At 67.2% G+C, this 26313-nt stretch carries 36 protein-coding genes; all 36 read left to right on the forward strand.

Annotation, left to right across the window (positions count from 1 at the left end; translation table 11 throughout):
- The first annotated feature begins 54 nt into the window (after positions 1-54).
- The gene (locus tag ACFQ4H_RS23125) at positions 55-3942 is read left to right on the forward strand and encodes a DNA-directed RNA polymerase subunit beta' (RefSeq protein WP_377573855.1); all 3888 of its coding nucleotides are present in this window, start codon (positions 55-57) and stop codon (positions 3940-3942) included.
- An 81-nt stretch (positions 3943-4023) separates the two neighbouring features.
- A complete protein-coding gene (locus tag ACFQ4H_RS23130) occupies positions 4024-4380 on the forward strand; it encodes a hypothetical protein (RefSeq protein WP_377573972.1) in 357 nt (118 codons plus the stop codon).
- 574 nt (positions 4381-4954) lie between these two features.
- Positions 4955-5338 (forward strand): hypothetical protein, encoded by a 384-nt coding sequence (locus tag ACFQ4H_RS23135; protein WP_377573975.1) that lies wholly within the window; start codon positions 4955-4957, stop codon positions 5336-5338.
- Positions 5339-5935: 597 nt separating this feature from the next.
- Positions 5936-6310 (forward strand): 30S ribosomal protein S12, encoded by a 375-nt coding sequence (gene rpsL, locus ACFQ4H_RS23140; RefSeq protein ID WP_014440718.1) that lies wholly within the window; start codon positions 5936-5938, stop codon positions 6308-6310.
- Position 6311: 1 nt separating this feature from the next.
- Positions 6312-6782: a 30S ribosomal protein S7 gene (gene rpsG / locus ACFQ4H_RS23145; protein WP_377573858.1), complete on the forward strand. Its 471-nt coding sequence runs from the start codon at positions 6312-6314 to the stop codon at positions 6780-6782.
- Between the two features lie 97 nt (positions 6783-6879).
- Entirely contained in the window at positions 6880-8976 is a 2097-nt protein-coding gene (gene fusA, locus ACFQ4H_RS23150) for an elongation factor G (RefSeq protein ID WP_377573861.1), read from the forward strand.
- A 174-nt stretch (positions 8977-9150) separates the two neighbouring features.
- The gene (gene tuf, locus ACFQ4H_RS23155) at positions 9151-10344 is read left to right on the forward strand and encodes an elongation factor Tu (RefSeq protein ID WP_377573864.1); all 1194 of its coding nucleotides are present in this window, start codon (positions 9151-9153) and stop codon (positions 10342-10344) included.
- A gap of 327 nt (positions 10345-10671) precedes the next feature.
- On the forward strand, positions 10672-10980 hold the full coding sequence (gene rpsJ, locus ACFQ4H_RS23160; RefSeq protein ID WP_007073037.1) for a 30S ribosomal protein S10: 309 nt from the start codon (positions 10672-10674) through the stop codon (positions 10978-10980).
- An 11-nt stretch (positions 10981-10991) separates the two neighbouring features.
- Positions 10992-11654 (forward strand): 50S ribosomal protein L3, encoded by a 663-nt coding sequence (gene rplC, locus ACFQ4H_RS23165; RefSeq protein WP_377573866.1) that lies wholly within the window; start codon positions 10992-10994, stop codon positions 11652-11654.
- Complete coding sequence (rplD, locus tag ACFQ4H_RS23170; protein ID WP_377573869.1) at positions 11651-12316, forward strand: 50S ribosomal protein L4; 666 nt, start codon at positions 11651-11653, stop codon at positions 12314-12316. The genes rplC and rplD overlap by 4 nt, the downstream gene beginning before the upstream one ends.
- Complete coding sequence (rplW, locus tag ACFQ4H_RS23175; RefSeq protein ID WP_377573872.1) at positions 12313-12615, forward strand: 50S ribosomal protein L23; 303 nt, start codon at positions 12313-12315, stop codon at positions 12613-12615. The genes rplD and rplW overlap by 4 nt, the downstream gene beginning before the upstream one ends.
- Before the next feature lie 12 nt (positions 12616-12627).
- The gene (gene rplB / locus ACFQ4H_RS23180; protein WP_377573875.1) at positions 12628-13467 is read left to right on the forward strand and encodes a 50S ribosomal protein L2; all 840 of its coding nucleotides are present in this window, start codon (positions 12628-12630) and stop codon (positions 13465-13467) included.
- A gap of 15 nt (positions 13468-13482) precedes the next feature.
- Positions 13483-13764: a 30S ribosomal protein S19 gene (rpsS, locus tag ACFQ4H_RS23185; protein WP_013735950.1), complete on the forward strand. Its 282-nt coding sequence runs from the start codon at positions 13483-13485 to the stop codon at positions 13762-13764.
- A gap of 103 nt (positions 13765-13867) precedes the next feature.
- Entirely contained in the window at positions 13868-14344 is a 477-nt protein-coding gene (rplV, locus tag ACFQ4H_RS23190) for a 50S ribosomal protein L22 (protein ID WP_377573878.1), read from the forward strand.
- Positions 14344-15216 carry a 30S ribosomal protein S3 gene (gene rpsC / locus ACFQ4H_RS23195; protein WP_377573881.1) on the forward strand — a complete coding sequence of 291 codons (873 nt, stop codon included), beginning with the start codon at positions 14344-14346 and terminating at the stop codon, positions 15214-15216. Before rplV ends, rpsC begins: the two co-directional genes overlap by 1 nt.
- 3 nt (positions 15217-15219) lie before the next feature.
- Positions 15220-15645, forward strand: coding sequence for a 50S ribosomal protein L16 (rplP, locus tag ACFQ4H_RS23200; protein WP_088647000.1), 426 nt, complete (start codon positions 15220-15222; stop codon positions 15643-15645).
- Positions 15645-15878, forward strand: coding sequence for a 50S ribosomal protein L29 (gene rpmC / locus ACFQ4H_RS23205; protein WP_184534363.1), 234 nt, complete (start codon positions 15645-15647; stop codon positions 15876-15878). Before rplP ends, rpmC begins: the two co-directional genes overlap by 1 nt.
- The gene (gene rpsQ, locus ACFQ4H_RS23210; RefSeq protein ID WP_377573886.1) at positions 15875-16165 is read left to right on the forward strand and encodes a 30S ribosomal protein S17; all 291 of its coding nucleotides are present in this window, start codon (positions 15875-15877) and stop codon (positions 16163-16165) included. The genes rpmC and rpsQ overlap by 4 nt, the downstream gene beginning before the upstream one ends.
- Before the next feature lie 101 nt (positions 16166-16266).
- A complete protein-coding gene (rplN, locus tag ACFQ4H_RS23215) occupies positions 16267-16635 on the forward strand; it encodes a 50S ribosomal protein L14 (RefSeq protein ID WP_007073026.1) in 369 nt (122 codons plus the stop codon).
- Positions 16632-16952: a 50S ribosomal protein L24 gene (gene rplX, locus ACFQ4H_RS23220; RefSeq protein WP_377573889.1), complete on the forward strand. Its 321-nt coding sequence runs from the start codon at positions 16632-16634 to the stop codon at positions 16950-16952. The genes rplN and rplX overlap by 4 nt, the downstream gene beginning before the upstream one ends.
- Complete coding sequence (rplE, locus tag ACFQ4H_RS23225) at positions 16952-17521, forward strand: 50S ribosomal protein L5 (protein ID WP_377573892.1); 570 nt, start codon at positions 16952-16954, stop codon at positions 17519-17521. Before rplX ends, rplE begins: the two co-directional genes overlap by 1 nt.
- A 7-nt stretch (positions 17522-17528) precedes the next feature.
- Positions 17529-17714 carry a type Z 30S ribosomal protein S14 gene (locus ACFQ4H_RS23230; RefSeq protein ID WP_184534359.1) on the forward strand — a complete coding sequence of 62 codons (186 nt, stop codon included), beginning with the start codon at positions 17529-17531 and terminating at the stop codon, positions 17712-17714.
- Between the two features lie 148 nt (positions 17715-17862).
- On the forward strand, positions 17863-18270 hold the full coding sequence (gene rpsH, locus ACFQ4H_RS23235) for a 30S ribosomal protein S8 (RefSeq protein WP_377573895.1): 408 nt from the start codon (positions 17863-17865) through the stop codon (positions 18268-18270).
- Between the two features lie 15 nt (positions 18271-18285).
- Entirely contained in the window at positions 18286-18828 is a 543-nt protein-coding gene (gene rplF / locus ACFQ4H_RS23240; RefSeq protein WP_377573898.1) for a 50S ribosomal protein L6, read from the forward strand.
- Positions 18825-19214 (forward strand): 50S ribosomal protein L18, encoded by a 390-nt coding sequence (gene rplR / locus ACFQ4H_RS23245; RefSeq protein WP_377573901.1) that lies wholly within the window; start codon positions 18825-18827, stop codon positions 19212-19214. Before rplF ends, rplR begins: the two co-directional genes overlap by 4 nt.
- Positions 19215-19285: 71 nt before the next feature.
- Entirely contained in the window at positions 19286-19900 is a 615-nt protein-coding gene (rpsE, locus tag ACFQ4H_RS23250; RefSeq protein WP_377573903.1) for a 30S ribosomal protein S5, read from the forward strand.
- Complete coding sequence (rpmD, locus tag ACFQ4H_RS23255; RefSeq protein ID WP_377573906.1) at positions 19900-20082, forward strand: 50S ribosomal protein L30; 183 nt, start codon at positions 19900-19902, stop codon at positions 20080-20082. Before rpsE ends, rpmD begins: the two co-directional genes overlap by 1 nt.
- Positions 20082-20525 carry a 50S ribosomal protein L15 gene (rplO, locus tag ACFQ4H_RS23260; RefSeq protein WP_377573909.1) on the forward strand — a complete coding sequence of 148 codons (444 nt, stop codon included), beginning with the start codon at positions 20082-20084 and terminating at the stop codon, positions 20523-20525. The genes rpmD and rplO overlap by 1 nt, the downstream gene beginning before the upstream one ends.
- A 236-nt stretch (positions 20526-20761) precedes the next feature.
- Positions 20762-22093 (forward strand): preprotein translocase subunit SecY, encoded by a 1332-nt coding sequence (secY, locus tag ACFQ4H_RS23265; protein WP_377573978.1) that lies wholly within the window; start codon positions 20762-20764, stop codon positions 22091-22093.
- Complete coding sequence (locus ACFQ4H_RS23270) at positions 22094-22747, forward strand: adenylate kinase (RefSeq protein WP_377573912.1); 654 nt, start codon at positions 22094-22096, stop codon at positions 22745-22747. It begins immediately after the preceding gene.
- A 116-nt stretch (positions 22748-22863) separates the two neighbouring features.
- Complete coding sequence (gene map / locus ACFQ4H_RS23275; RefSeq protein ID WP_377573915.1) at positions 22864-23715, forward strand: type I methionyl aminopeptidase; 852 nt, start codon at positions 22864-22866, stop codon at positions 23713-23715.
- A 253-nt stretch (positions 23716-23968) separates the two neighbouring features.
- A complete protein-coding gene (locus tag ACFQ4H_RS23280; RefSeq protein ID WP_377573981.1) occupies positions 23969-24505 on the forward strand; it encodes a DUF1707 SHOCT-like domain-containing protein in 537 nt (178 codons plus the stop codon).
- 251 nt (positions 24506-24756) lie between these two features.
- The gene (gene infA, locus ACFQ4H_RS23285) at positions 24757-24978 is read left to right on the forward strand and encodes a translation initiation factor IF-1 (protein ID WP_007073013.1); all 222 of its coding nucleotides are present in this window, start codon (positions 24757-24759) and stop codon (positions 24976-24978) included.
- Positions 24979-25146: 168 nt separating this feature from the next.
- Positions 25147-25260 carry a 50S ribosomal protein L36 gene (rpmJ, locus tag ACFQ4H_RS23290; protein WP_184539455.1) on the forward strand — a complete coding sequence of 38 codons (114 nt, stop codon included), beginning with the start codon at positions 25147-25149 and terminating at the stop codon, positions 25258-25260.
- 233 nt (positions 25261-25493) lie between these two features.
- The gene (gene rpsM, locus ACFQ4H_RS23295) at positions 25494-25874 is read left to right on the forward strand and encodes a 30S ribosomal protein S13 (RefSeq protein ID WP_377573919.1); all 381 of its coding nucleotides are present in this window, start codon (positions 25494-25496) and stop codon (positions 25872-25874) included.
- A 21-nt stretch (positions 25875-25895) separates the two neighbouring features.
- Positions 25896-26303 (forward strand): 30S ribosomal protein S11, encoded by a 408-nt coding sequence (gene rpsK, locus ACFQ4H_RS23300; RefSeq protein WP_076466649.1) that lies wholly within the window; start codon positions 25896-25898, stop codon positions 26301-26303.
- Positions 26304-26313: the final 10 nt, after the last annotated feature.

Here is a 26313-nt window from a genome sequence, read left to right on the forward strand (position 1 = left end):
CGGACACCCGTCGGACCTAGAACCCAACCGAGCAACGAAGAGGGATAGGACCAAGTGCTCGACGTCAATTTCTTCGACGAGCTCCGCATCGGGCTGGCCACCGCGGACGATATCCGGCAGTGGTCGCACGGTGAGGTCAAGAAGCCCGAGACGATCAACTACCGCACTCTGAAGCCGGAAAAGGACGGGCTCTTCTGCGAGAAGATCTTCGGTCCGCAGCGCGACTGGGAGTGCTACTGCGGTAAGTACAAGCGCGTCCGCTTCAAGGGCATCATCTGTGAGCGCTGTGGCGTCGAGGTGACCCGTTCCAAGGTGCGTCGTGAGCGGATGGGCCACATCGAGCTGGCCGCGTCCGTCACCCACATCTGGTACTTCAAGGGTGTGCCGAGCCGGCTGGGCTACCTGCTCGACCTGGCGCCGAAGGACCTCGAGAAGATCATCTACTTCGCCTCCTACGTGGTCACCAGCGTCGACGCCGAGGCGCGTCACCGCGACCTGTCCACGCTGGAGAACGAGATCCTGGCCGAGAAGCGCCAGTCCGAGAACAGCCGCGACTCGGAGATCGAGAAGCGGGCCGCCAAGCTCGAGGCCGACCTGGCCGAGCTGGAGGCCGAGGGCGCCAAGGCCGACGTGCGTCGCAAGGTCAAAGAGGGCGGCGAGCGCGAGATGCGCCAGATCCGCGACCGGGCGCAGCGCGAGATCGACCGGCTGGACGAGGTCCTCGACACCTTCCGCAAGCTGGAGCCGAAGCAGCTGGTCACCGACGAGCTGCTCTACCGTGAGCTGCGGGACCGGTTCGGTGAGTACTTCACCGGCGGCATGGGTGCCGAGGCGATCAAGGCGCTGGTCCAGAACATGGACCTGGACGCCGAGGCCGAGAACCTCCGCGAGATCATCCGGTCCGGTAAGGGGCAGCGGAAGATCCGGGCGCTGAAGCGGCTGAAGGTCGTCGCGGCGTTCCTGAACACCCGCAACTCGCCGCTGGGCATGGTGCTGGACTGCGTACCGGTCATCCCGCCGGACCTGCGCCCGATGGTGCAGCTCGACGGTGGCCGCTTCGCGACCTCCGACCTGAACGACCTCTACCGCCGGGTCATCAACCGCAACAACCGGCTCAAGCGCCTGATCGACCTGGGCGCGCCCGAGATCATCGTCAACAACGAGAAGCGGATGCTCCAGGAGGCCGTCGACGCGCTGTTCGACAACGGCCGTCGCGGACGTCCGGTCACCGGTCCCGGTAACCGGCCGCTGAAGTCGCTCTCCGACATGCTCAAGGGCAAGCAGGGCCGGTTCCGGCAGAACCTGCTGGGTAAGCGTGTCGACTACTCCGGCCGTTCGGTCATCGTGGTCGGTCCGCAGCTGAAGCTGCACCAGTGCGGTCTGCCCAAGCAGATGGCGCTGGAGCTGTTCAAGCCGTTCGTGATGAAGCGGCTGGTCGACCTCAACCACGCGCAGAACATCAAGTCCGCCAAGCGGATGGTCGAGCGGCAGCGGCCGGTCGTCTGGGACGTGCTGGAAGAGGTCATCGGCGAGCACCCGGTGCTGCTGAACCGGGCACCGACCCTGCACCGGCTGGGTATCCAGGCCTTCGAACCGCAGCTGGTCGAGGGCAAGGCGATCCAGATCCACCCGCTGGTCTGCACCGCGTTCAACGCGGACTTCGACGGTGACCAGATGGCGGTGCACGTACCGCTGTCCGCCGAGGCCCAGGCCGAGGCACGGATCCTGATGCTGTCGTCGAACAACATCCTCAAGCCGGCCGACGGCAAGCCGGTCACCATGCCCACCCAGGACATGGTCATCGGCCTCTACCACCTGACCCACCTCACGCCGGGTGGCGCGGGCGAGGGCCGGGAGTTCAGCTCGGACGCCGAGGCCCGGATGGCCTTCGACAGCGGTGAACTGCACCTGCAGGCACCGGTGAAGATCCGGCTCCGGGGCCTGGTCGGGGTGGACAACGGCGTCGGTGGACAGCCGTGGACCGCGCCCGAGGGCTGGACCCAGGGTGACCCGCTGATCGTGGAGACCACGCTCGGCCGGGTGCTGTTCAACGAGACCCTGCCGCAGGGCTACCGGTTCGTGAACTACGAGATCCGTAAGGGTCAGCTCTCGGCGATCGTCAACGACCTCGCCGAGCGGTTCCCGAAGGTGGCGCTGGCCGCGACGCTCGACGGGCTCAAGGAGGCCGGTTTCCACTGGGCCACCTGGTCCGGCGTGACGATCGGCATGGAGGACGTCATCGCGCCGCCGCGCAAGCGGGAGATCCTGGACCGGTACGAGAAGGAAGCCGACCGGATCGACAAGCAGTACCAGCGGGGTCTGATGACCGCCGAGGAACGTCGCGGCGAGCTCATCGAGATCTGGACCAAGGCGACCAACGAGATCGCCAAGGAGATGGAGACGGCGCTTCCGCAGGAGAACCCGCTGTGGAAGATGATCAACTCGGGTGCCCGAGGCAACCTGCTCCAGCTCCGGCAGATCGCGGCCATCCGTGGTCTGGTGGCCAACCCCAAGGGTGAGATCATCCCGCGGCCGATCAAGGCCAGCTACCGGGAGGGTCTGTCCGTACTGGAGTACTTCATCTCCACGCACGGTGCCCGTAAGGGTCTGGCCGACACCGCGCTGCGTACCGCCGACTCGGGTTACCTGACCCGTCGTCTGGTGGACGTCTCGCAGGACGTGATCATCCGGGAAGAGGACTGCGGCACCGACCGTGCCATCCCGATGCAGGTCGGCGAGTACATCGACGGCAAGCTGGTGGTGCACGAGCACGCCGAGACCGGCGTGCACGCCCGTACCCTGGCCGACGACGTCAAGGGTGCCGACGGCAACCTGGTGGTCGAGCGGGGCGCGGACCTCAACTCGGTGCTGGTCGACAAGCTCGTTGCGGCCGGGGTCGAGACGGTCCGGGTCCGCAGCGTGCTCACCTGCGAGTCGAAGCTGGGCGTCTGCGGGGCCTGCTACGGGCGTTCGCTGCCGACCGGCAAGACCGTGGACGTCGGCGAAGCGGTCGGCATCATCGCCGCCCAGTCGATCGGTGAGCCCGGTACCCAGCTGACGATGCGTACCTTCCACACCGGTGGTGTCGCCGGTGAGGACATCACGCAGGGTCTGCCGCGTGTCACGGAAATCTTCGAGGCCCGGGTACCCAAGGGCAAGGCGCCGATCGCCGACACCCCCGGACGCGTCCGGATCGAGGACGGCGAGCGGTCGCGGAAGATCATCGTGGTGCCGGACGACGGCAGTGACGAGATCGTCTACGACAAGATCTCCAAGCGGGTCCGGCTGCGGGCCCACGACGGTGATCACGTCGAGGTCGGCGAGAAGCTCACCGAGGGCACGATCGACCCGCACGAGCTGCTGCGGATCCTCGGCCCGCGGGCGGTCCAGGTCCACCTGACCCAGGAGGTCCAGGAGGTCTACCGGTCGCAGGGTGTGCTCATCCACGACAAGCACATCGAGATCATCATTCGGCAGATGCTCAAGCGGGTCACGGTCATCGACTCCGGCTCGACCGAGTTCCTGCCGGGTGTGCTGGTCGACCGGGCGCTCTTCGAGTCGGAGAACCGCCGACTCGTCTCCGAGGGCGGCGAGCCCGCAGCGGGTCGTCCGCAGCTGATGGGTATCACCAAGGCGTCGCTGGCCACGGACTCGTGGCTGTCGGCGGCCTCCTTCCAGGAGACCACCCGGGTGCTGACGGACGCGGCGATCCACGCCCGCAGCGACTCGCTGATCGGCCTGAAGGAGAACGTCATCATCGGTAAGCTCATCCCGGCCGGTACGGGCATCAGCAAGTACCGCAACGTCCGGGTGGAGCCGACCGAGGAGGCGAAGGCCAAGGTCTACTCGATGACCGGATACCCGGAGACCGACTACGGGTTCGGGCCGGCCAGTGGCCAGGCAGTGCCGCTGGACGACTTCGACTTCGGGTCGTACCGCTAGGCGAAACGGTGCCAGGCGCTCCGCACGTCGTACCGACGACGCGTGGGGCGCCTGGCGTCTTTGTAGGCTGACGGGGTGGAGATGATGCGGGTGAGCGTTCCCGGACAACCTCTGCGCCATCCGCTCGATCCGGATCCGGTTCGTTCGTCCAAGTCCCGTACGGTGTTCGCACTGGGACTGCTGGCCGCGTTGACCGGTGTGTTCCTCGGTGGCGCGGTGCCGGCAGCGGTCGCGTTGCTGCTGGCCCGGCAGGCTCGGCGGGACGCGTACGCCTCCGGCGGGTACCTCACCGGCGCGGCCTGGATCCGGCGTGGCGAGCGACTGGCCTGGACCGCGCTCCTGCTGGCCGCGACCACGGTCGTGGTCGCGAGCATCATCGGCGTGGTCAATCTGGCGGAAAACCCCGGTGGGCCGGACTTCACACCGACCGGCGACTAGGCCCGGCGGTAGCCTGACTTCCTGAGCTTCATCGGTCGTGCGGTGGGAGGGGACGTTAGTGACGGAAGAGGGGCAGCCATCGTCGACGAACGACGTGGGGTGGCGATCACCGGAGGCGTCCACCGGCCACGAACCCCACTTCCATGTCCCGTCGTACGACCTGCCGACCGGGGGTGACCGGGACCGGGCCACCCCGATCGGATCACCGTCGCTGTCGACCCCGCCGGCCGTGGCCGAGCCGACAACCGGGACCGGCGATGCCAACGTCGACGGCGAGCGGGACGGCCGGGTGCCGTCCGCCCCGTCCGTCAACCCCGACCAGCCGTCGTCGACCGGAGCACCTCCGGACCTGGCCGCTCCGGGACCGGCGTACCCGTCCGGGGTGGGCCCGCAGCCGGCGTACCCGCCACCTGGCCCGGTTCCGGGCAGCCCGAACATCGGTCCGACGGTGGGCGGTCCAGGCGCGGGCAGCTTGTCCGGCCCGGTTGGGGGCAGCCCGAACGCGGCTACCGGCCAGGCAGGGGGTGGTTGGGTGCCACCGCCGCCCCGGGAGGCGTGGCGTGCCCCACGCCGGATCGAGACGGTACCGGGTACACCCTTCGGTGTCGTTCATCTCGACGTACCACCGGTCAACTCCGGCCTGGCGATCGGCGCACTCGTCGCCGGGATCGCGTCGGTGCTGGTCGCACTCCTGGTCGCGTGCTTCGGTCTGGCGGGCGCCAGTGGCGGTTGGGGCGGGTGGGCCGCAGGAGCCTTCGCGATCCTCGGCGGTCTTGCCGGTGGCGCCGCGATCGTGTTGGGCATCCTGGGAATGCGACAGATCCGCCGGATCCTGCCACCGCCGGCGATCCGGTTCACCGGCCGGGGGCTGGCCATCGCCGGATTGAGTTGCGGTGCCACCGGGTTGGGCGTGACCGTCCTCTCGCTTCTACTGGCGCTGCTCCTCCAGGCGGCCTGAACCCGGGCGCTGCTTCTTCCCGGCCGCCCGAACCCGGCGCTGCTTCTTCTAGGCGGACCGGACCCGGCGCTGCTTCTTCTAGGCGGACCGGACCCGGCGCTGCTCCTCCGGGTAGCCGGAACCGCTGTCCTGATACGGAGGCCCGGGGTGCCGGTCCCGCTGTTCGGGAAGCCGGTAGAATCCTCTGTTGGAGTCGCTCTTCGCGGGCGGTATGACGGAACGATCCGGCTGAGGAGGCTGTGCGGCAGCTTTCGAGGACCCCGTTTTGACCTGCGCGCTCACGGTGGGTACTCTTTCCCCTTGTGCTCAGGCCTGCCTGGGCAAATCGTGCGTGCGCCCGAGTCGGCCTCCGGCCATCGAGCAGCGCCACGATCAAGTCACACCAGAACCGCAGGGCCGCAACGCCCGAGGGGCTGACAAGTCCGATACGCGCGTGAGTGACGTATCGGCACCCTGGGGCCGGGCGACACGCCCGACCGCGGGTGCCGGAATCCCGTTTGGGGCTTCTGGTCGGAATGTAGGAGAGTCGCCTGCCAGGGCGACTACGACGACACAGCGCGGCCGCTGAGAGGCGGTCGGAGGGAGCGGAGAAACCCGGTGCCCACCATTCAGCAACTGGTCCGAAAGGGCCGCCAGGCGAAGACGAGTAAGACGAAGACACCAGCGCTGAAGGGAAGTCCTCAGCGGCGGGGCGTCTGCACGCGCGTCTACACCACCACCCCCAAGAAGCCGAACTCGGCGCTGCGCAAGGTCGCTCGTGTCAAGCTCAGCAGCCAGATCGAGGTGACCGCCTACATCCCGGGTGTCGGCCACAACCTCCAGGAGCACTCGATCGTGCTCGTCCGTGGCGGCCGGGTGAAGGACCTCCCAGGTGTCCGCTACAAGATCGTGCGCGGCTCGCTGGACACCCAGGGCGTCCGCAACCGTAAGCAGGCGCGTAGCCGCTACGGCGCGAAGAAGGAGAAGAGCTGACATGCCGCGTAAGGGCCCTGCTCCGCGTCGGCCGCTGGTCGCTGACCCGGTATACAACTCGCCGCTGGTCACCCAGCTGGTGAACAAGATCCTGCTCCGTGGCAAGCGTCAGCTGGCCGAGCGCATCGTCTACAGCGCCCTCGAGGGGTGCCGGGAGAAGTCGGGCACCGACCCGGTCGTCACGCTCAAGCGCGCGATGGACAACGTCAAGCCGACTCTCGAGGTCCGCAGCCGCCGGGTCGGTGGCGCGACCTACCAGGTGCCGGTCGAGGTCCGTCCGGCCCGGGCGACCACGCTCGGACTGCGCTGGCTGGTCACCTACGCCAAGGCCCGCCGCGAGAAGACCATGGTCGAGCGTCTGATGAACGAGCTGCTCGACGCGAGCAACGGTCTCGGTGCCGCTGTCAAGCGGCGCGAGGACACCCACAAGATGGCCGAGTCCAACAAGGCCTTCGCGCACTACCGCTGGTAATACCGGCGTCCTTCTTCGGCTCGTTGCCCGGCATCCCCGGGCAACGGGACGGAGAAGCGCCGTAGGCCCGAGACGACGATGAAGAGTAGGGATTGAAGTGGCCGCCGCAGACGCGCTCGCCAAGGTACGCAACATCGGCATCATGGCGCACATCGATGCCGGCAAGACCACCACCACTGAGCGGATCCTGTTCTACACCGGCATCACCTACAAGATCGGTGAGGTCCACGAGGGCGGCGCCGTCATGGACTGGATGGAACAGGAACAGGAACGCGGCATCACCATCACCTCCGCCGCCACGAAGTGCGAGTGGAAGGGCCACACGATCCAGATCATCGACACGCCCGGCCACGTCGACTTCACGGTCGAGGTCGAGCGGTCGCTGCGGGTGCTCGACGGTGCGGTCGCGGTGTACGACGGTGTCGCCGGTGTGGAGCCGCAGACGGAGAACGTCTGGCGGCAGGCGGACAAGTACAACGTGCCCCGGATGTGCTTCGTAAACAAGCTCGACCGGACCGGCGCGGACTTCTTCCGCTGCGTCCAGATGATGATCGACCGGCTCAACGCGACGCCGCTGGTGCTGCAGGTGCCGATCGGCGCGGAGTCGGACTTCATCGGCGTCGTCGACCTGATCGAGATGCGGGCACTGACCTGGCGCGGCGAGACCCAGAAGGGTGAGGACTACTCGGTCGAGGAGATCCCGGCCGACCTCACCGACCTGGCCGCCGAGTGGCGTGACAAGCTGCTGGAGACCCTGGCCGACGTCGACGACTCGATCATGGAGAAGTACCTCGAGGGCGAGGAGCTCTCCGCCGACGAGATCAAGGCCGCCATCCGGCGCGCCACGATCGCTGGCAAGGCCAACCCGGTGCTCACCGGTACCGCGTTCAAGAACAAGGGCATCCAGCCCATGCTCGACGCGGTCGTCGCCTACCTGCCGTCGCCGCTCGACATCCCCGCGATCGAGGGAACCGCCACCGACGGTGAGACCCCGATGCTGCGCAAGCCGTCGGTCAGCGAGCCGTTCGCCGGTCTGGCCTTCAAGATCCAGACGGACAAGCACCTCGGCAAGCTGACCTACGTCCGGGTCTACTCCGGCAAGCTCGAGTCCGGTTCCCAGGTGATCAACTCCACCAAGGACCGCAAGGAGCGGATCGGCAAGATCTACCAGATGCACGCCAACAAGCGCGAGGAGCGTACGACCGCGCAGGCTGGCGACATCATCGCCGTGCAGGGTCTCAAGCAGACCACCACCGGTGACACCCTCTGCGACCCGGCGAACCCGGTCATCCTGGAGTCGATGACCTTCCCCGAGCCGGTCATCGAGGTCGCGATCGAGCCGAAGACCAAGGCCGACCAGGAGAAGCTGGGCACCGCGATCCAGCGTCTGGCGGAAGAGGACCCGACCTTCCGCGTCAAGAACGACGAGGAGACCGGCCAGACCGTCATCTCCGGCATGGGCGAGCTGCACCTGGACATCCTGGTGGACCGGATGCGGCGTGAGTTCAACGTCGAGGCCAACATCGGTAAGCCGCAGGTGGCGTACCGCGAGACTGTCCGCCGCAAGGTGGAGAAGGTCGAGTACACCCACAAGAAGCAGACCGGTGGTTCGGGTCAGTACGCCCGCGTCATCGTCAGCCTCGAGCCGCTGCCGCTGACCAACGAGTCGGCGACCTACGAGTTCGCCAACGCCGTCACCGGTGGTCGGATCCCGAAGGAGTTCATCCCCTCGGTCGACGCCGGTGCCCAGGACGCGATGCAGTACGGCATCCTGGCGGGCTTCCCGCTGGTCGGTGTGAAGCTGACGCTGCTCGACGGTCAGTACCACGAGGTCGACTCGTCGGAAATGGCGTTCAAGATCGCCGGTTCGATGGTGCTGAAGGAGGCGGCCCGCAAGGCTGACCCGGCACTGCTCGAGCCGATGATGGCGGTCGAGGTCACCACGCCCGAGGAGAACATGGGCGACGTGATCGGCGACCTCAACTCCCGGCGCGGCATCATCCAGGCCATGGAGGAGCGTCACGGTGCTCGCATCGTTCGCGCTCTGGTGCCGCTGTCGGAGATGTTCGGCTACGTCGGCGACCTGCGGTCGAAGACCCAGGGCCGGGCTAGCTACAGTATGCAGTTCGACTCCTACGCCGAGGTTCCGCAGAACGTGGCGAAGGAGATCATCGCGAAGGCGACGGGCGAGTAACGTCGTCCGCGGCCTTCCGGGCCGGGCTGCGTGAGACCGGGCCTGAAGGTTTCACCACCGCAAGACACAAGTTCTTCCCGGCCTGATCGTTGGGCCGGAAAGGCTGTCGACAGAGTCCCAAACGCCGAACGGCGTGCCGGGCGTACGAACCAAGAAGTCCACAGGAGGACACCAGTGGCGAAGGCGAAGTTCGAGCGGACTAAGCCGCACGTCAACATCGGCACCATTGGTCACATCGACCACGGTAAGACGACGCTGACGGCGGCCATCACCAAGGTCCTGCATGACAAGTACCCGGACCTGAACCCGTACACGCCGTTCGACGAGATCGACAAGGCGCCGGAGGAGAAGGCCCGCGGCATCACGATCTCGATCGCTCACGTCGAGTACCAGACCGACCAGCGGCACTACGCGCACGTCGACTGCCCGGGTCACGCTGACTACATCAAGAACATGATCACCGGTGCCGCGCAGATGGACGGCGCGATCCTGGTGGTGGCGGCCACCGACGGCCCGATGCCGCAGACCCGCGAGCACGTGCTGCTGGCCCGCCAGGTTGGTGTGCCCTACATCGTCGTGGCGCTCAACAAGAGCGACATGGTCGACGACGAGGAGCTCCTGGAGCTCGTCGAGCTCGAGGTCCGTGAGCTGCTGTCCTCGCAGGAGTTCCCGGGCGACGACCTGCCGGTCGTGCGGGTCTCCGCGCTGAAGGCGCTCGAGGGCGACCCCGAGTGGACCGAGAAGCTCATGGACCTGATGAGCGCGGTCGACACCGCGATTCCGCAGCCGGAGCGCGAGATCGAGAAGCCGTTCCTGATGCCGATCGAGGACGTCTTCACGATCACCGGTCGTGGTACGGTCGTCACCGGTCGTGCCGAGCGTGGCGTTCTCAAGCCGAACGAGGAGGTGGAGATCGTCGGCATCCGGGAGAAGTCGATGAAGACGACCTGCACCGGTATCGAGATGTTCCGCAAGCTGCTCGACGAGGCCCGCGCGGGTGAGAACGTCGGTCTGCTGCTGCGTGGCATCAAGCGCGAGGACGTCGAGCGCGGCATGGTGGTCATCAAGCCGGGCACCTCGACCCCGCACACCGAGTTCGAGGCGACCGTCTACATCCTCTCCAAGGAGGAGGGTGGCCGGCACACCCCGTTCTTCCAGAACTACCGTCCGCAGTTCTACTTCCGGACCACGGACGTTACCGGCGTCGTCACGCTGCCTGAGGGCACCGAGATGGTCATGCCGGGCGACAACACCACGATGACCGTGAAGCTCATCCAGCCGATCGCGATGGAGGACAACCTCAAGTTCGCGATCCGTGAGGGTGGTCGTACGGTCGGCGCTGGTCGCGTCACCAAGATCATTAAGTGACCAAGGTAACCCCGATTAGCGCTGCCGTACGGTAGTACGGCATACTGGTCAGGTTGCGTACCAGCAGGGTGGCTGGCTGCCCAGCAGTCAGCCACCCTTGCGGGGCGCGTCAGGTCTGGAGACACGACCTGGTGCCCCCGATCCAACCGCGAGGTCGGACCGCTCTGATCGTTCAGGGCGGAGTCTGATCCAAGGGCGCGACACGCCCGACCGCGGGGGTCGGACACAACACGAATCGGCAGCGCCGGGCCCGGTCTGGCAGTATCCCGCTCGCCGTGAGCGGGCTCCATTGCGGGCGGGGCGGAGAGAGAAGGAACAGAAGCCATCATGGCGGGACAGAAGATCCGCATCCGGCTCAAGGCCTATGACCACGAGGTCGTCGATTCCTCGGCGCGGAAGATCGTCGAGACGGTGACGCGTACCGGGGCGCAGGTCGCAGGCCCCGTACCGCTGCCCACCGAGATCAACCGTTTCTGCGTGATCCGTTCGCCGCACAAGTACAAGGACTCGCGCGAGCACTTCGAGATGCGCACGCACAAGCGGCTGATCGACATCATCGACCCGACCCCCAAGACGGTCGACTCGCTCATGCGCCTCGACCTTCCGGCTGGCGTCGACATCGAGATCAAGCTGTAGGGACCGGACTAATGGACAGGCAAGTTAAGGGCATCCTGGGCGCAAAGCTCGGCATGACCCAGGTCTGGGACAACAACCGCGTTGTTCCGGTGACCGTGGTGCAGGCCGGCCCGTGCGTCGTGACTCAGGTTCGTACCGCTGACAAGGACGGTTACTCCGCGGTCCAGTTGGCGTACGGCGCGATCGACCCACGGAAGGTCAACAAGCCGGAATCCGGCCACTTCGCGAAGTCCGGTGTGGCGCCGCGGCGGCACCTGGTCGAGCTGCGCACCACCGACGCGGCCGAGTACGAGCTCGGTCAGGAGGTCACCGTCGACACGTTCGCCGCGGGCGGGACGATCGACGTGACCGGTAAGACCAAGGGCAAGGGCTACGCCGGTGTCATGAAGCGGCACGGCTTCCACGGTCTGCGCGCCAGCCACGGTGTCGAGCGTAAGCACCGCTCGCCCGGCTCGATCGGCGCGTGCGCGACCCCGGGTCGCGTCTTCAAGGGCGTCCGGATGGCCGGTCGGATGGGTGGCGTCCGCTACACCGTCCAGAACCTGACGATCCAGGCGATCGACACTGAGAACAACCTGCTCCTGGTCCGGGGTGCCATCCCCGGCCCCAAGGGCGCGCTGGTCCTGGTCCGCACCGCGGCGAAGACCCAGGTGAAGAAGGGGGCGGCGAAGTGAGCACGGTTGACGTGCACAACGTCGAGGGTGCCAAGAGCGGCTCGGTCGAGCTGCCGGACGCGGTCTTCGACGTCCAGGCCAACCTGGCGCTGATGCACCAGGTCGTCGTGGCTCAGCTCGCCGCCGCGCGCCAGGGCACGCACAAGGCCAAGACCCGCGGCGAGGTCGCCGGTGGCGGCAAGAAGCCGTACAAGCAGAAGGGCACCGGTCGCGCCCGGCAGGGTTCGATCCGCGCTCCGCAGTTCGCCGGCGGTGGCGTCGTCCACGGCCCGGTACCGCGTGACTACAGCCAGCGGACCCCGAAGAAGATGAAGGCCGCCGCGCTGCGTGGCGCCCTCTCGGACCGGGCCCGCGCCGGGCAGGTGCACGTGGTCGAGAGCTTCGTCGCCGGCGACAAGCCGTCGACCAAGGCGGCCCTGGCCACGCTGACCAAGGTGACCGAGGCCAAGCGGGTGCTGGTCGTACTGAGCAGCACCGACGAGATCAACTGGTTGTCGCTGCGCAACCTGCGCAACGCCGACACGTCGCGGGTACACCTGATCGAGGCCGGTCAGCTCAACACGTACGACGTGCTGGTAGCGGACGACGTGGTCTTCACCAAGGACGCGCTGGACGAGTTCCTCGGGGTGCGGGCCGAGACCACTGAGGAGGGTGGCAAGTGACGACGATTGCCGACCCGCGCGACATCATCGTGGCGCCGGTCGTCTCGGAGAAGAGCTACAGCGAGCTGAACCGGAACTGGTACACCTTCCTGGTGCACCCGGACGCCAACAAGACCGAGATCAAGATCGCGATCCAGCAGATCTTCGACGTCCGCGTCCTGACGGTGAACACGCTCAACCGCGAGGGCAAGCGCAAGCGCACCCGTACCGGGTTCGGCCAGCGCAAGGCCACCAAGCGGGCGATGGTGAAGCTGGCTGACGGTGACCGTATCGAGGCCTTCGGCGGCCCGGTCAGCTGAGGGGTATAGACAATGGCTATCCGTAAGTACAAGCCGACGACGCCGGGCCGGCGTGGCTCCAGCGTCGCCGACTTCGCCGAGATCACCCGGTCGACTCCCGAGAAGTCGCTGCTGGCTCCGCTGCCGAAGAAGGGCGGACGTAACGCCCACGGCCGGATCACCACGCGGCACCAGGGCGGTGGGCACAAGCGGCAGTACCGTCTGATCGACTTCAAGCGGGTCGACAAGGACGGCGTGCCGGCGAAGGTCGCCCACATCGAGTACGACCCCAACCGCACCGCGCGGATCGCACTGCTGCACTACGCCGACGGCGAGAAGCGCTACATCATCGCGCCGAAGGACCTGAAGCAGGGCGACCGGGTCGAGTCGGGGCCGGGCGCGGACATCAAGCCGGGCAACAACCTGCCGCTGCGCAACATCCCGATGGGTAGCACCATCCACGCGGTGGAGCTGCGGCCGGGCGGCGGTGCCAAGCTGGCCCGTTCCGCTGGCGTCGGTATCCAGCTGCTGGGTCGGGAGGGCGCGTACGCCACCCTCCGGATGCCCTCCGGTGAGATCCGTCGTGTCGACGTCCGCTGCCGCGCGACGATCGGCGAGATCGGCAACGCCGACCAGTCGAACATCAACTGGGGTAAGGCCGGCCGGATGCGGTGGAAGGGCAAGCGCCCGACCGTTCGTGGTGTGGCCATGAACCCGGTCGACCACCCGCACGGTGGTGGTGAGGGTAAGACCTCCGGTGGTCGCCACCCGGTGAACCCGCAGGGTAAGCCCGAGGGCCGTACCCGTCGTAAGGGCCAGCCGAGCGACCGGCTGATCGTCCGCCGCCGCTACGCGACCCGCAAGCGCGGCTAAGGAGATTAGGTAGACATGCCTCGCAGCTTGAAGAAGGGCCCGTTCATCGACGACCACCTGCTCAAGAAGGTGGAGACGCAGAACGAAAAGGGCTCGAAGAACGTCATCAAGACCTGGTCGCGGCGCTCGACGATCATCCCCGAGATGCTCGGACACACGATCGCCGTGCACGATGGGCGTAAGCACGTCCCGGTGTTCGTCACCGAGGCGATGGTCGGGCACAAGCTCGGCGAGTTCGCGCTGACCCGTACGTTCAAGGGTCACGAGAAGGACGACCGGAAGAGCCGCCGGCGCTGAGGCCGACTCTTGTTCGGTCCACCATCGGGCGGACCGTACGTCAGACGGATTTGGCCGAACAATGGTCGTAAAGCCACGGATTAAGGATCAAGGGGTTACAGCGATGCCAGTTAGGGGCGACGCTCCGGTGCTTCCGGGCGCGCGGGCGGTTGCGCGACACGTGCGCATCTCGCCGACGAAGGCGCGCCGGGTGGTCAACCTCGTCCGCGGTCTGCCCGCGAAGGAGGCGCTCACGGTGCTGCAGTTCGCGCCGCAGGCTGCGAGCGAGCAGGTCTACAAGGTCCTCGCGAGCGCGATCGCCAACGCGGAGAACAACGAGCGGTTGGACCCTGACGCGCTGCTCGTCAGCGAGGCGTTCGTCGACGAGGGCCCGACCATGAAGCGGTTCCGTCCTCGGGCACAGGGCCGGGCGTACCGGATTCGCAAGCGCACCTGTCACATCACCATCGTGGTGGAGGCAGTTGCACCGGCCGCGTCGGTGAAGAAGAGCGCGCCAGCCAAGAAGGCGGCGCCGGTCAAGGAGACCGCGCCCGAGGCGGCGGCTGCCGAGACGCAGAGCAAGACGGAGGGTGCCGAGTAATGGGGCAGAAGGTTCACCCGCACGGGTTCCGGCTCGGCATCTCGACCGACTGGAAGTCCCGCTGGTACGCGGACAAGCTCTACAAGGACTACATCGCCGAGGACGTGAAGATCCGGCGGATGATGTCCAAGGGCCTCGAGCGTGCGGGCATTTCCAAGGTCGACATCGAGCGGACCCGGGACCGGGTCCGGGTCGACATCCACACCGCCCGGCCGGGCATCGTCATCGGCCGGAAGGGTGCGGAGGCCGACCGGATCCGGGGCGAGCTGGAGAAGCTCACCGGTAAGCAGGTGCAGCTCAACATCCTCGAGGTGAAGAGCCCGGAGTCGGACGCGCAGCTGGTCGCCCAGGGCGTGGCCGAGCAGCTCTCCAGCCGGGTCAGCTTCCGGCGGGCGATGCGTAAGGCCATGCAGTCCGCGATGAAGAACCCGATCGTGCGGGGCATCCGGGTGCAGGTCTCCGGCCGGCTCGGTGGTGCGGAAATGAGCCGTACCGAGTTCTACCGCGAGGGCCGGGTGCCGCTGCACACGCTGCGGGCCAACATCGAGTACGGCTTCTTCGAGGCACGGACCACCTTCGGCCGTATCGGCGTGAAGGTCTGGATCTACAAGGGCGACGCCGTACCGGGTCGGGAGACCCCGGCTGAGGCGGGCCCGGCGCGTCCGCGCCGCGAGCGCGGTGACCGCCCCGAGCGGCCGCGTCGTGGTCGCTCCGGCTCCTCCGGTACCACCGCTGGTGGCACTGAGGCCGGACGGGCGGCGGCTGAGGCCGGTGCCGCGGAGGCCACGAACGAAAGCGCCGCGCCGGCCACCGCCGCGCCGGCCACTCCGGCCGCTTCGGCCGGATCGGACAGCTCAGCGCAGGAGGGCTGACAGATGCTGATGCCGCGCAAGCCCCCGAAGGGCTTCCGCAAGCCGCACCACCCCGACCGCCACGGCGCGTCGAAGGGCGGCAACCGGGTGGTTTTCGGCGAGTTCGGAATCCAAGCGCTCGAGCCGGCGTACGTGACGAACCGGCAGATCGAGTCGGCCCGTATCGCGATGACCCGTCACATCAAGCGTGGCGGCAAGGTTTGGATCACGGTCTTCCCGGACCAGGCCCTGACCAAGAAGCCGGCGGAAACCCGGATGGGTTCCGGTAAGGGCTCGCCCGAGTGGTGGGTCGCCAACGTGAAGCCGGGGCGGGTGCTCTTCGAGATGTCCTTCCCCAACGAGCAGATCGCGCGAGAGGCGATGCGTCGCGCGATCCACAAGCTCCCGATGAAGTGCCGCATTGTGACGCGCGAAGTGGGTGAATCCTGATGGCAGCGGGCGTTAAGGCCGCCGAGCTGCGTGAGCTCTCCGAGGAGGAGCTGGTCACGAAGCTGCGGGAGGCCAAGGCGGAGCTGTTCAACCTCCGCGTGCAGGCCGCGACCGGCCAGCTCGACAACAACCGTCGGCTGCAGGTCATCCGTCGGGAGATCGCCCGGATCTACACGATCATGCGTGAGCGTGAGCTGGGGCTCTCGGCCGCGCCAACTGAGGTGAAGGCATGAGTGACAACACCACCCCGGAGGGGACCGGTACGGCTCCGCGGGCACAGCGCAAGGTGCGCGAGGGCCTCGTGGTCAGCGACAAGATGAACAAGACCGTCGTCGTCGAGGTCGAGGACCGGGTCAAGCACCCGCTGTACGGCAAGGTCATGCGCCGTACCAGCAAGCTGAAGGTGCACGACGAGCAGAACGCGTGCGGCATCGGCGACCGGGTGCTGCTCATGGAGACCCGTCCGCTGTCCGCCACCAAGCGGTGGCGGATCGTGGAGATCCTCGAGAAGGCCAAGTAAGAGCCGTACGGGCTGCGTAGCAGACCGAACCAGCAGGCTCAGGGTTCCGCCAAGCTCGGTTGGCCTGGCCGACTGAGAACTGGCAGACATAGGAGATAGACGTGATTCAGCAGGAGTCGCGACTGCGCGTCGCCGACAACACGGGTGCTCGGGAGATCCTGTGCATCCGGGTTCTCGGCGGCTCCGGTCGGCGCTACGCGAGTATCGGCGACGTCATCGTGGCCACCGTCAAGGACGCGATCCCGGGTGCCGGTGTGAAGAAGGGTGACGTCGTCAAGGCGGTCGTCGTCCGCACCGCCAAGGAGAAGCGGCGTCCGGACGGCTCGTACATTCGCTTCGACGAGAACGCCGCCGTCATCATCAAGGACGGCGGGGACCCGCGGGGTACCCGTATCTTCGGCCCGGTGGGTCGCGAGCTGCGGGACAAGCGGTTCATGAAGATCATCTCGCTCGCGCCGGAGGTGTTGTGACCGTGAAGGTCAAGAAGGGCGACACGGTCATCGTCATCGCTGGCAAGGACAAGGGTGCCAAGGGCAAGGTCATCGCGGCCTACCCGCGGCAGGACAAGGTCCTGGTCGAGGGCGTGAACCGGGTCAAGAAGCACACCCGTATCACCACCACCCAGCGTGGCGCCAAGACCGGTGGCATCGTCACCCAGGAGGCCCCGATCCACGTCTCGAACGTGCAGGTCCTGGACTCCGACGGCAACCCGACCCGCGTCGGGTACCGGATCGACGACAGTGGCCAGAAGGTCCGCGTCGCGCGCAGCACCGGTAAGGACCTGTGATGACCACGGCTACCGAAACGAAGACCATGCCGCGTCTCAAGGAGCGGTACCGCAACGAGATCGTGGCCAAGCTGCGGGAGCAGTTCCAGTACGGCAACCCGATGCAGGTGCCGGGCCTGGTCAAGATCGTTGTCAACATGGGTGTCGGCGAGGCCGCTCGGGACGCCAAGCTGATCGATGGCGCGGTCCGTGACCTCGCCACGATCACCGGCCAGAAGCCGCAGGTGCGGCGGGCGACCAAGTCCATCGCGCAGTTCAAGCTGCGTGAAGGTATGCCGATCGGCGCGAAGGTGACCCTGCGCGGCGACCGGATGTGGGAGTTCCTGGACCGGCTGCTGTCCATCGCGTTGCCGCGTATCCGCGACTTCCGCGGCCTCGACGGGCGCAAGCTCGACGGGCACGGTAACTACACGTTCGGTTTGACCGAGCAGTCGGTGTTCCACGAGATCGACCAGGACCGGATCGATCGGCAGCGGGGCATGGACATCACGGTGGTTACCACCGCGACGACCGATGACGAGGGCCGGGCGCTGCTCAAGCTCCTGGGCTTCCCGTTCAAGGAGCAGTGAGTAACAGATGGCGAAGAAGGCGCTGATTCTCAAGGCGGCCAAGAAGCCGAAGTTCTCGGTTCAGGCGTACACCCGCTGCCAGCGGTGCGGGCGTCCGAAGGCGGTCTACCGCAAGTTCGGTCTCTGCCGGGTGTGCCTCCGGGAGATGGCCCACCGCGGTGAGCTGCCCGGCGTGTCCAAGGCTTCCTGGTGACGCTACGCCTTGGCCAAGGGCGGGGCGAGGATCGCAACCTGGTAGAGCCCAGCTGCGTCCCGGCCGACGGCCTGGACGAGGATCGCAACGCCGTAGGCCCAGGGCTGAGCGCCCAGGGAACCCCGGTGAGAAAGGCTGACGAGAACCAATGACTATGACCGACCCGATCGCAGACATGCTCACGCGTCTGCGTAACGCCAACCAGGCGTACCACGACCGGGTGACGATGCCCTACTCGAAGATCAAGGCGAACATCGCCGAGGTTCTCAAGGCCGAGGGTTACATCGCCACCTGGTCGGTCGAGGAGCCCGAAGAGGGCGTTGTCGGCAAGCGGCTGGTGGTTGAGCTGAAGTACGGCCAGAACCGGGAGCGGAGCCTGGCCGGCATCAAGCGGGTGTCCAAGCCCGGTCTCCGGGTGTACGCCAAGTCGGATGGGCTCCCCCGGGTGCTCGGCGGGCTGGGCGTGGCGATCATTTCGACGTCCCAGGGACTGCTCACCGACCGGCAGGCCCGCAAGCGGAGCGTTGGCGGGGAAGTCCTCGCCTTCGTCTGGTAACGGAGACAGGTAGAGATGTCGCGTATTGGACGTAAGTCGATCCCGGTGCCGGCCGGCGTCGACGTCACGATCGATGGCCCGACCGTCAAGGTCAAGGGCCCGAAGGGCGAGCTCTCGCACACCCTGGCCGAGCCGATCACGGCGGAGCGGGGCGAGGACGGCCAGGTGCACGTCAACCGGCCGAACGACGAGCGCCGCGCCAAGGAACTGCACGGCCTGAGCCGTACGCTGGTCGCCAACATGATCATCGGGGTCACCGAGGGTTACAAGAAGACCCTTGAGATCGCCGGCACCGGTTACCGGGTCACGGCCAAGGGAAGCGCGCTCGAGTTCGCGCTCGGGTTCTCGCACCCGGTCGTGGTCGAGGCACCCGACGGCATCTCCTTCACGGTGGAGAAGCCGACGCTGTTCCACGTGGCCGGCATCGACAAGCAGCTGGTCGGTGAGGTTGCCGCCAACATTCGGAAGATCCGCCCGCCGGAGCCCTACAAGGGCAAGGGTGTGAAGTACCAGGGCGAGGTCATCCGCCGCAAGGCTGGAAAGGCAGGTAAGAAGTGAGCGCCACGCTGCTCAAGCGCCGCCGCGGCGTCGCCGCCAAGCGCGCCGTCGGGCGTGCGCGTCGGCACTTCCGGGTTCGCAAGAACGTCAGTGGCACGTCCGAGCGGCCGCGCCTGGTCGTTACCCGGTCGCTGCGGCACATCACCGCCCAGGTGGTCGACGACACCCAGGGACGTACCCTGGTGTCGGCCTCCAGCCTGGACGCGTCGATCCGTGGCATCGAGGGCGACAAGAGCGCACTGGCCAGCAAGGTCGGCGCGCTGGTCGCCGAGCGGGCCAAGGCTGCGGGAATTTCCAAGGTCGTCTTCGACCGCGGTGGCAACCGGTACGGTGGGCGGCTTGCCGCGCTGGCCGACGCTGCCCGCGAAGCCGGACTCGAGTTCTAACGGCGTCTGATGCGCGTCAGACGAGGATCGCAACTAGCTAACCCCGTCACGAGAGAAAAGGAAGGCTGCTGATGCCAGGTCAACAGCGCCGTGGCGGCGGGTCCGGTGGCAACGAGGGTGGTCGCCGCGACAACCGCCGTGAGGGCGGCCGCGGAAACGCGCCCGTCGAGAAGACCCCGCACCTTGAGCGGGTCGTCGCGATCAACCGTGTCGCCAAGGTCGTGAAGGGTGGTCGTCGCTTCAGCTTCACCGCCCTGGTGATCGTGGGCGATGGCGACGGTACCGTCGGTGTGGGCTACGGGAAGGCCAAGGAGGTGCCCGCGGCGATCGCCAAGGGTGTCGAGGAGGCCAAGAAGCACTTCTTCAAGGTGCCGCGGATCGCCGCGTCGATTCCGCACCCGGTTCAGGGCGAGGACGCCGCTGGCGTCGTGCTGCTCAAGCCGGCCAGCGCCGGTACCGGTGTCATCGCCGGTGGCCCGGTGCGTGCCGTGCTGGAGTGCGCCGGCATCCACGACGTGCTCTCCAAGAGCCTCGGTTCGTCGAACCCGATCAACATCGTGCACGCCACGGTGGCGGCCCTGAAGAGCCTCGAGTCGCCGGAGGCGGTTGCGGCACGTCGCGGCCTGCCGGTCGAGGATGTCGCGCCGGCCGCCATGCTGGCCACGCGGGCGGGGGTGGCGTCCTGATGGCACGTCTCAAGGTCACCCAGGTCCGGTCCGAGATCGGGACCAAGCACAAGCAGCGGGAGTCGCTGCGGTCGCTCGGTCTCAAGCGGATCAATGACGTGGTGGTCAAGGAGGACCGCCCCGAGATTCGGGGCATGATCTTCACCGTGAACCACCTCGTGAAGGTCGAGGAGGTCGAGTAATGACGATCAAGGTCCACCACCTGCGCCCCGCGCCCGGTGCCAAGACCGCCAAGACCCGGGTGGGTCGTGGTGAAGGCTCCAAGGGCAAGACCGCTGGTCGGGGTACGAAGGGCTCCAAGGCCCGGAAGAACATCTCGGCGGCCTTCGAGGGTGGGCAGATGCCCATCCACATGCGCCTGCCGAAGCTGAAGGGCTTCAAGAACAAGTTCAAGGTCGTCTTCCAGGTGGTCAACCTGGACCGGCTGGCTGAGTTGTTCCCCAACGGTGGCCAGGTCGGTCCGGCGGAGCTGGCCGAGGCCGGCGCGGTCCGTAAGGGCCAGCCGGTCAAGATCCTCGGTACGGGTGACCTTGGTGGCGTGACTCTCCAGGTGTCGGCGCACGCGTTCAGCGCGTCGGCCAAGGAGAAGATCTCCGCTGCTGGTGGCTCGGTTACCGAGCTGTAAGGGACGCATGACATCGTGGCGCTCGCTCAGTTGTTCACAACTGACGGGCGCCACGGTCTGCCCAGTACAACAATCTCTCGATAGCATCGCATCCGGTAAATGTTCTCCGGCGCACCTGCCCGGATACGCGCTGGACTGTTAGAGTCCGATCCCAGCTATGGACATCGGGCGCTCGCCCGGCAACCACCACGCCCCGCCACGACCACCGGCGGCCCGCCTCGCGCAGGAGGATGAAGTTGCTCTCCGCCTTTCTCAGTGCGTTTCGCACGCCTGACCTGCGCAAGAAGCTGCTGTTTACAGTAGCCATCGTCGCGGTCTACCGGCTTGGTGCGACGCTGCCAAGCCCTGGTGTCTCCTACGCCAACGTGCAGAAGTGCATCAACGCGATGGAGACCGGCGAGGGTAGCGGTGTCTTCACGCTGCTCAACCTCTTCTCCGGCGGCGCGCTGCTGCAGCTGTCGGTCTTCGCGCTGGGCATCATGCCCTACATCACGGCCTCGATCATCCTCCAGCTGCTCACCGTGGTGATCCCACGGTTGGAGCAGCTCCGCAAGGAGGGCCAGGCCGGCCAGGCGAAGATCACCCAGTACACCCGCTACCTGACGCTGGGGCTCGGCGTCCTGCAGGCCTCGGCGTTCGTCGCCCTGGCCCGCTCCGGGCAGCTGTTCAACAACCAGTGCGACCAGTGGCCGATCGTTCCCGAGGGCACCGGCCTCCCGCTGTGGATCACCCTGGTGACGCTGGTCATCACGATGACCGCCGGTACCGGTGTGGTGATGTGGCTGGGTGAGCTGATCACCGACCGCGGCGTCGGCAACGGCATGTCGGTCCTGATCTTCACCTCGATCGCCGCCCGGCTCCCCAGCGAGGGCTGGACGATCAAGAAGACCAACGGCTGGGGCATGTTCGCCCTGGTGCTGGCGCTGGTCCTGGTGGTCATCACCGCGGTCGTCTTCATCGAGCAGGCGCAGCGCCGGATCCCGGTGCAGTACGCGAAGCGCATGATCGGTCGGCGGATGTACGGCGGCACCTCCACCTACATCCCGCTGAAGGTCAACCAGGCCGGTGTCATCCCGGTCATCTTCGCCTCGTCACTGCTCTACCTGCCGCAGCTCGGGTTGCAGTTCTTCGACCCGAACAACCTCAACGACTGGCAGCTGTGGATCCAGAACAACCTGGCGAACCCGCGGAGCCCGATCTACATCAGCGTCTACTTCCTGCTGATCATCTTCTTCACGTACTTCTACGTCTCGATCACGTTCAACCCGACCGAGGTCGCGGACAACATGAAGAAGTACGGCGGGTTCGTGCCGGGTATCCGCCCGGGTAAGCCGACCGCCGAATACCTCGACTTCATCCTCAGCCGGATCACGCTGCCGGGTGCCCTCTACCTGGGCCTCATCTCGATCCTGCCGAACTTCTTCTTCATCTGGCTGAACAGCGAGCAGTACGTGAACTTCCCGTTCGGTGGTACTGCGGTGCTCATCATGGTCGGTGTGGGACTGGAGACCGTGAAGCAGATCGAGAGCCAACTCATGCAGCGGAACTACGAAGGGTTCCTGCGGTAGATGCGACTCGTGCTGGTCGGCCCTCCGGGGGCCGGAAAGGGGACTCAGGCCGAGTTCATCGCCGCGCACCTGGCGGTGCCCAAGATCTCGACCGGCGACATCTTCCGGGCGAACGTCTCCCAGGGCACGCCCCTGGGGGTCGAGGCCAAGCGCTACATGGACGCCGGCAAGCTGGTGCCCGACGAGGTGACCATCAACATGGTCCGGGACCGGCTGGCCGAGCCGGACGCGGCCGGTGGGTTCCTCCTCGACGGCTTCCCGCGTACCACGCCGCAGGCGGCTGCGCTGGACAAACTGCTGGCTGATCTCGGCACCGCCCTCGACCTGGTGCTCGAGTTGGTCGTGGACGACGACGAGGTGATCCGGCGGCTCTCGGGCCGGCGTACCTGCCGGGGCTGCGGAAAGATCTGGCACGTCGAGTTCGACGCGCCGTCGCGCGAGGGCATCTGTGACCGCTGCGGCGCCGAGCTGTTCCAGCGTGACGACGACAAGGCCGAGACGATCGCTGAGCGGCTGCGCGAGTACGCCGACAAGACCGCGCCACTGGTCGACTTCTACGGCGCCCAGGGCAAGCTCGTCGGGATCGACGCCACCGGCCCGGTTGAGGACGTCACGGTCCGGGCAATCGACGCGCTGCGCTCGTACGGGGGATAGGCTCGCCACGCGAGTGCGGGAGGCGGGTCTTCCCGGGTGTCCGGCCGGTACGCGTACGGCCGGATCGCCGGCGGTGCGCGGCGGGCCCGCAGCGGTGAACGAAAGGTAGACACGGCATGCGCCGTCAGCAGTTGGACATCCAGCTGAAGACTCCGGAGCAGATCGACAAGATGCGAGCCGCAGGGCTCGTGGTCGCTGCTGCGCTGGAGCGGATGCGGGCGGCTGTGGCCCCGGGGGTCACGACTGCTGACCTTGATGCCATCGCCGAGTCGGTGATCCGCGAGGCGGGTGCCGTACCGTCGTTCAAGGGCTACCACGGGTTCCCCGCCTCCATCTGCTCCTCGGTCAACGAGCAGGTCGTGCACGCGATCCCATCGCCTCAGCAGGTGCTGCGCGATGGTGACCTGATCTCGATCGACTGTGGTGCGGTCCTCGACGGTTGGCACGGCGACGCGGCGATCACGGTCGGGGTCGGCGAGGTACGGCCGGAACTGCTCCGGATGGCCGAGGTGGCCGAGGACGCGATGTGGGCCGGGATCGCCGCCGCAGCGCGTGGCGCGGCCAGCGGGAAGGGCCGGCTGACCGACATCTCGTACGCGGTGGAGTGTGCGGTCCGGAAGGGCGGCCGGTACGGGATCGTCGACGGGTACGGCGGGCACGGTATCGGTACCGAGATGCACCAGGATCCCCACGTGCTCAACCACGGCCGGCCGGGACGCGGGCCACGGCTGGTCTCCGGGATGGCCCTGGCCATCGAGCCGATGATCACGATGGGCTCGCCCCGGACCGTCGAGCTGTCCGACGGCTGGACCGTGATCACCCGGGACCGGTCGATCGCGGTGCACGTGGAGCACTCGATGGCGCTGCTGGACGACGGTGTGTGGGTGTTGACCGCTCCGGACGGCGGGCGCGCCCGGCTCGGTGACCTGGTGTCCGCCCGGCAGCCGGCCGGTTCGCAACAGGCCTAGCGGCAGACACGCCGGCAGGCGCGGCCCGGGGATCGGTGTCCTGTTCGTCCCGGTTGTTCGTTCCGGGCCCGTTGCCGGCCGCCCGTTCGTTACCGGTACCGACTGGCCCGATCCGCCGGCGCCGGGGGTGATCGTGCCCGAATGGTCCTGAACTGCCCCGATGGCGGCCCCTGGGGCGAAAGGTGGGTTCAGTCCTGACTCGCTGCTGACAAGCGGGAGTGGCATGCTGGCAGCCATGAACGGGCGGGACGGGATGCGGGCGGCGGACGCTGACCGGGAGGCGGTGGCTGAGCGGCTCCGCGTCGCGTTGGACGAGGGTCGGCTGGACCTGCACGAGTACGACGACCGCCTGGCCCGGACCTACGCTGCGAAGACGTACGCCGAACTGGACGGGCTGCTTTCGGATCTGCCCGAGACGATCCCGGCGCAGCGGGCGCAACTGGCACCGGTGGGCGACCGGCCGGCGCCGGCACCGGAGGCGGGCGAGGTCCGTCATCCCGGAGCGGTCCGCCGGTGGTTGTTCGACACCTGGGGTCCGTATTTCGGGGCGATGACGATCACCACCGCGGTCTGGGGCGCGAGTAGTCTCAGCTCGGGCGAACTGCTCTACTACTGGCCGATCTGGGTGGCCGGTCCCTGGGGAGCCGTCCTGCTGGTCTCGACCGTCGGCGGGCTGATCAAGGGAGAGCCGCAGCGCTGGGCCGCGAAGCAGGCCCGCAAGAAGCGGGAGAAGATCGAAAAGCGGGCCGGGTCCGGCGTCGAACGCCAAGGCGACCGGGAAGACGACTGATATAGTCCCGTTCGTCCGATCGCCGCGCCTGGACGGACCTCGGTTTGGCGTCGATGCGTACCCGCGCGTACACTGGCTGATCGGCGCACAGCGTCCACTCTGGCATGTCCACCCGCGCTTCGGTGGGTGCCGGAGCCGCGGCTGGCTCGGGTGAGTGATCTTGGTTCAAGTCGAGTCTTGAGTCAAGTTGAGTGAACCCAGTAAGGCGTTGTGAGCCGTCCGGATAAACCGACGTCAGGACAGCGGAGGACATGCCGAAAAAAGACGGAGCCATTGAGATCGAGGGCCGGGTGATCGAGCCACTCCCGAACGCCATGTTCCGGGTGGAGCTCGCCAACGGTCACAAGGTGCTGGCTCACATCAGCGGCAAGATGCGGCAGCACTACATCCGCATCCTGCCCGAGGACCGGGTCGTCGTCGAACTCTCGCCGTACGACCTGACTCGCGGGCGCATCGTCTACCGCTATAAGTGAACCTGTTCGGGCGACCAGCCTGCGCTGGCCGAGCCAAGCGACGACGCTGTGAGTCCAGACAATGTTCATCAGCCACCTGACGACGGGCCGGGATGTCCCGTGTCCGTCTTCGAGGTCCGATGCCGCGCCAACCAGCGCTGCCGGGCGTAGATGGGAAGTAAGGCAACCGTGAAGGTCAAGCCGAGCGTCAAGAGGATCTGCAACAAGTGCCGGGTTATCCGCCGGCACGGCCGGATCATGGTGATCTGCACCGATCCGCGCCACAAGCAGCGCCAGGGCTGACAGCCCAGGCCGCAGATCGGCACAACAACACAGGCTCGTCCCAGCCACGAGCAGCGGAGCGCATCGCGTACACGTGAATCGTGGCTGACCCCCGGTCGGAGGCCGGGGCCCGATCGGGCAGCGACCGCTCTGGGTCGTGGCGCGGCGTCAAGAACGCGCCGAGCCAGAATGGTCGGATCGGGGTGGGGCGGGTACAGACCTCCGCGACAACACCACGAGGAGTACGCCCACACATGGCACGTCTAGTCGGCGTCGATCTCCCCCGCGAGAAGCGGATGGAGATCGCGCTCACCTACATTTTCGGGGTCGGTCGGACCCGGGCGGTCGAGACGCTCGCCGCGACCGGTATCTCCCCGGACAAGCGCGCCAAGGACCTCACGGACGAGGAGCTGGTCCAGCTCCGCGATCACATCGAGGCGAACTACAAGGTAGAGGGCGACCTGCGCCGCGAGGTCGCCGCTGACATCCGCCGCAAGGTCGAGATCGGCTGCTACGAGGGCATCCGGCACCGCCGGGGCCTGCCCGTGCGTGGCCAGCGGACCCGTACCAACGCGCGGACCCGGAAGGGCCCGAAGCGGACCGTCGCCGGCAAGAAGAAGCCCGGCAAGAAGTAATCACTAGGAGCGCACAGACTTATGCCACCGAAGGCTCGTGCCGGGGCCGCCGTAAAGAAGGTCCGGCGCAAGGAACGCAAGAACGTCGCCCACGGGCAGGCGCACATCAAGAGCACCTTCAACAACACCATCGTGTCCATCACGGACCCGACCGGTGCCGTCATCTCCTGGGCCTCCGCCGGACAGGTGGGCTTCAAGGGCTCCCGCAAGTCGACCCCGTTCGCCGCGCAGCTGGCCGCCGAGGCCGCCGCTCGTCGGGCCATGGACCACGGCATGCGCAAGGTGGACGTGTTCGTCAAGGGCCCCGGCTCCGGCCGGGAGACCGCAATCCGTTCGCTGCAGGCCGTCGGCCTCGAGGTCGGGCAGATCTCCGACGTCACGCCGCAGCCGCACAACGGGTGCCGTCCGCCGAAGCGTCGCCGGGTCTGAGAGGTAGAGA

Source organism: Micromonospora sonneratiae, assembly GCF_042679305.1.
In the GTDB taxonomy this organism is placed as follows: domain Bacteria; phylum Actinomycetota; class Actinomycetes; order Mycobacteriales; family Micromonosporaceae; genus Micromonospora_H; species Micromonospora_H sonneratiae.

Bases quoted from the DNA above. Each gene is read 5' to 3' on its own strand.
- ACFQ4H_RS23130 (WP_377573972.1), top strand. From the start codon at position 4,024: ATGATGCGGGTGAGCGTTCCCGGACAACCTCTGCGCCATCCGCTCGAT.
- rpsG (WP_377573858.1), top strand. From the start codon at position 6,312: ATGCCGCGTAAGGGCCCTGCTCCGCGTCGGCCGCTGGTCGCTGACCCG.
- rpsJ (WP_007073037.1), top strand. From the start codon at position 10,672: ATGGCGGGACAGAAGATCCGCATCCGGCTCAAGGCCTATGACCACGAG.
- rplC (WP_377573866.1), top strand. From the start codon at position 10,992: ATGGACAGGCAAGTTAAGGGCATCCTGGGCGCAAAGCTCGGCATGACC.
- rplB (WP_377573875.1), top strand. From the start codon at position 12,628: ATGGCTATCCGTAAGTACAAGCCGACGACGCCGGGCCGGCGTGGCTCC.
- rpsS (WP_013735950.1), top strand. From the start codon at position 13,483: ATGCCTCGCAGCTTGAAGAAGGGCCCGTTCATCGACGACCACCTGCTC.
- rplV (WP_377573878.1), top strand. From the start codon at position 13,868: ATGCCAGTTAGGGGCGACGCTCCGGTGCTTCCGGGCGCGCGGGCGGTT.
- rpsC (WP_377573881.1), top strand. From the start codon at position 14,344: ATGGGGCAGAAGGTTCACCCGCACGGGTTCCGGCTCGGCATCTCGACC.
- rplP (WP_088647000.1), top strand. From the start codon at position 15,220: ATGCTGATGCCGCGCAAGCCCCCGAAGGGCTTCCGCAAGCCGCACCAC.
- rpmC (WP_184534363.1), top strand. From the start codon at position 15,645: ATGGCAGCGGGCGTTAAGGCCGCCGAGCTGCGTGAGCTCTCCGAGGAG.
- rpsQ (WP_377573886.1), top strand. From the start codon at position 15,875: ATGAGTGACAACACCACCCCGGAGGGGACCGGTACGGCTCCGCGGGCA.
- rplE (WP_377573892.1), top strand. From the start codon at position 16,952: ATGACCACGGCTACCGAAACGAAGACCATGCCGCGTCTCAAGGAGCGG.
- ACFQ4H_RS23230 (WP_184534359.1), top strand. From the start codon at position 17,529: ATGGCGAAGAAGGCGCTGATTCTCAAGGCGGCCAAGAAGCCGAAGTTC.
- rpsH (WP_377573895.1), top strand. From the start codon at position 17,863: ATGACTATGACCGACCCGATCGCAGACATGCTCACGCGTCTGCGTAAC.
- rplF (WP_377573898.1), top strand. From the start codon at position 18,286: ATGTCGCGTATTGGACGTAAGTCGATCCCGGTGCCGGCCGGCGTCGAC.
- rpsE (WP_377573903.1), top strand. From the start codon at position 19,286: ATGCCAGGTCAACAGCGCCGTGGCGGCGGGTCCGGTGGCAACGAGGGT.
- rpmD (WP_377573906.1), top strand. From the start codon at position 19,900: ATGGCACGTCTCAAGGTCACCCAGGTCCGGTCCGAGATCGGGACCAAG.
- rplO (WP_377573909.1), top strand. From the start codon at position 20,082: ATGACGATCAAGGTCCACCACCTGCGCCCCGCGCCCGGTGCCAAGACC.
- ACFQ4H_RS23270 (WP_377573912.1), top strand. From the start codon at position 22,094: ATGCGACTCGTGCTGGTCGGCCCTCCGGGGGCCGGAAAGGGGACTCAG.
- map (WP_377573915.1), top strand. From the start codon at position 22,864: ATGCGCCGTCAGCAGTTGGACATCCAGCTGAAGACTCCGGAGCAGATC.
- ACFQ4H_RS23280 (WP_377573981.1), top strand. From the start codon at position 23,969: ATGCGGGCGGCGGACGCTGACCGGGAGGCGGTGGCTGAGCGGCTCCGC.
- infA (WP_007073013.1), top strand. From the start codon at position 24,757: ATGCCGAAAAAAGACGGAGCCATTGAGATCGAGGGCCGGGTGATCGAG.
- rpsM (WP_377573919.1), top strand. From the start codon at position 25,494: ATGGCACGTCTAGTCGGCGTCGATCTCCCCCGCGAGAAGCGGATGGAG.
- rpsK (WP_076466649.1), top strand. From the start codon at position 25,896: ATGCCACCGAAGGCTCGTGCCGGGGCCGCCGTAAAGAAGGTCCGGCGC.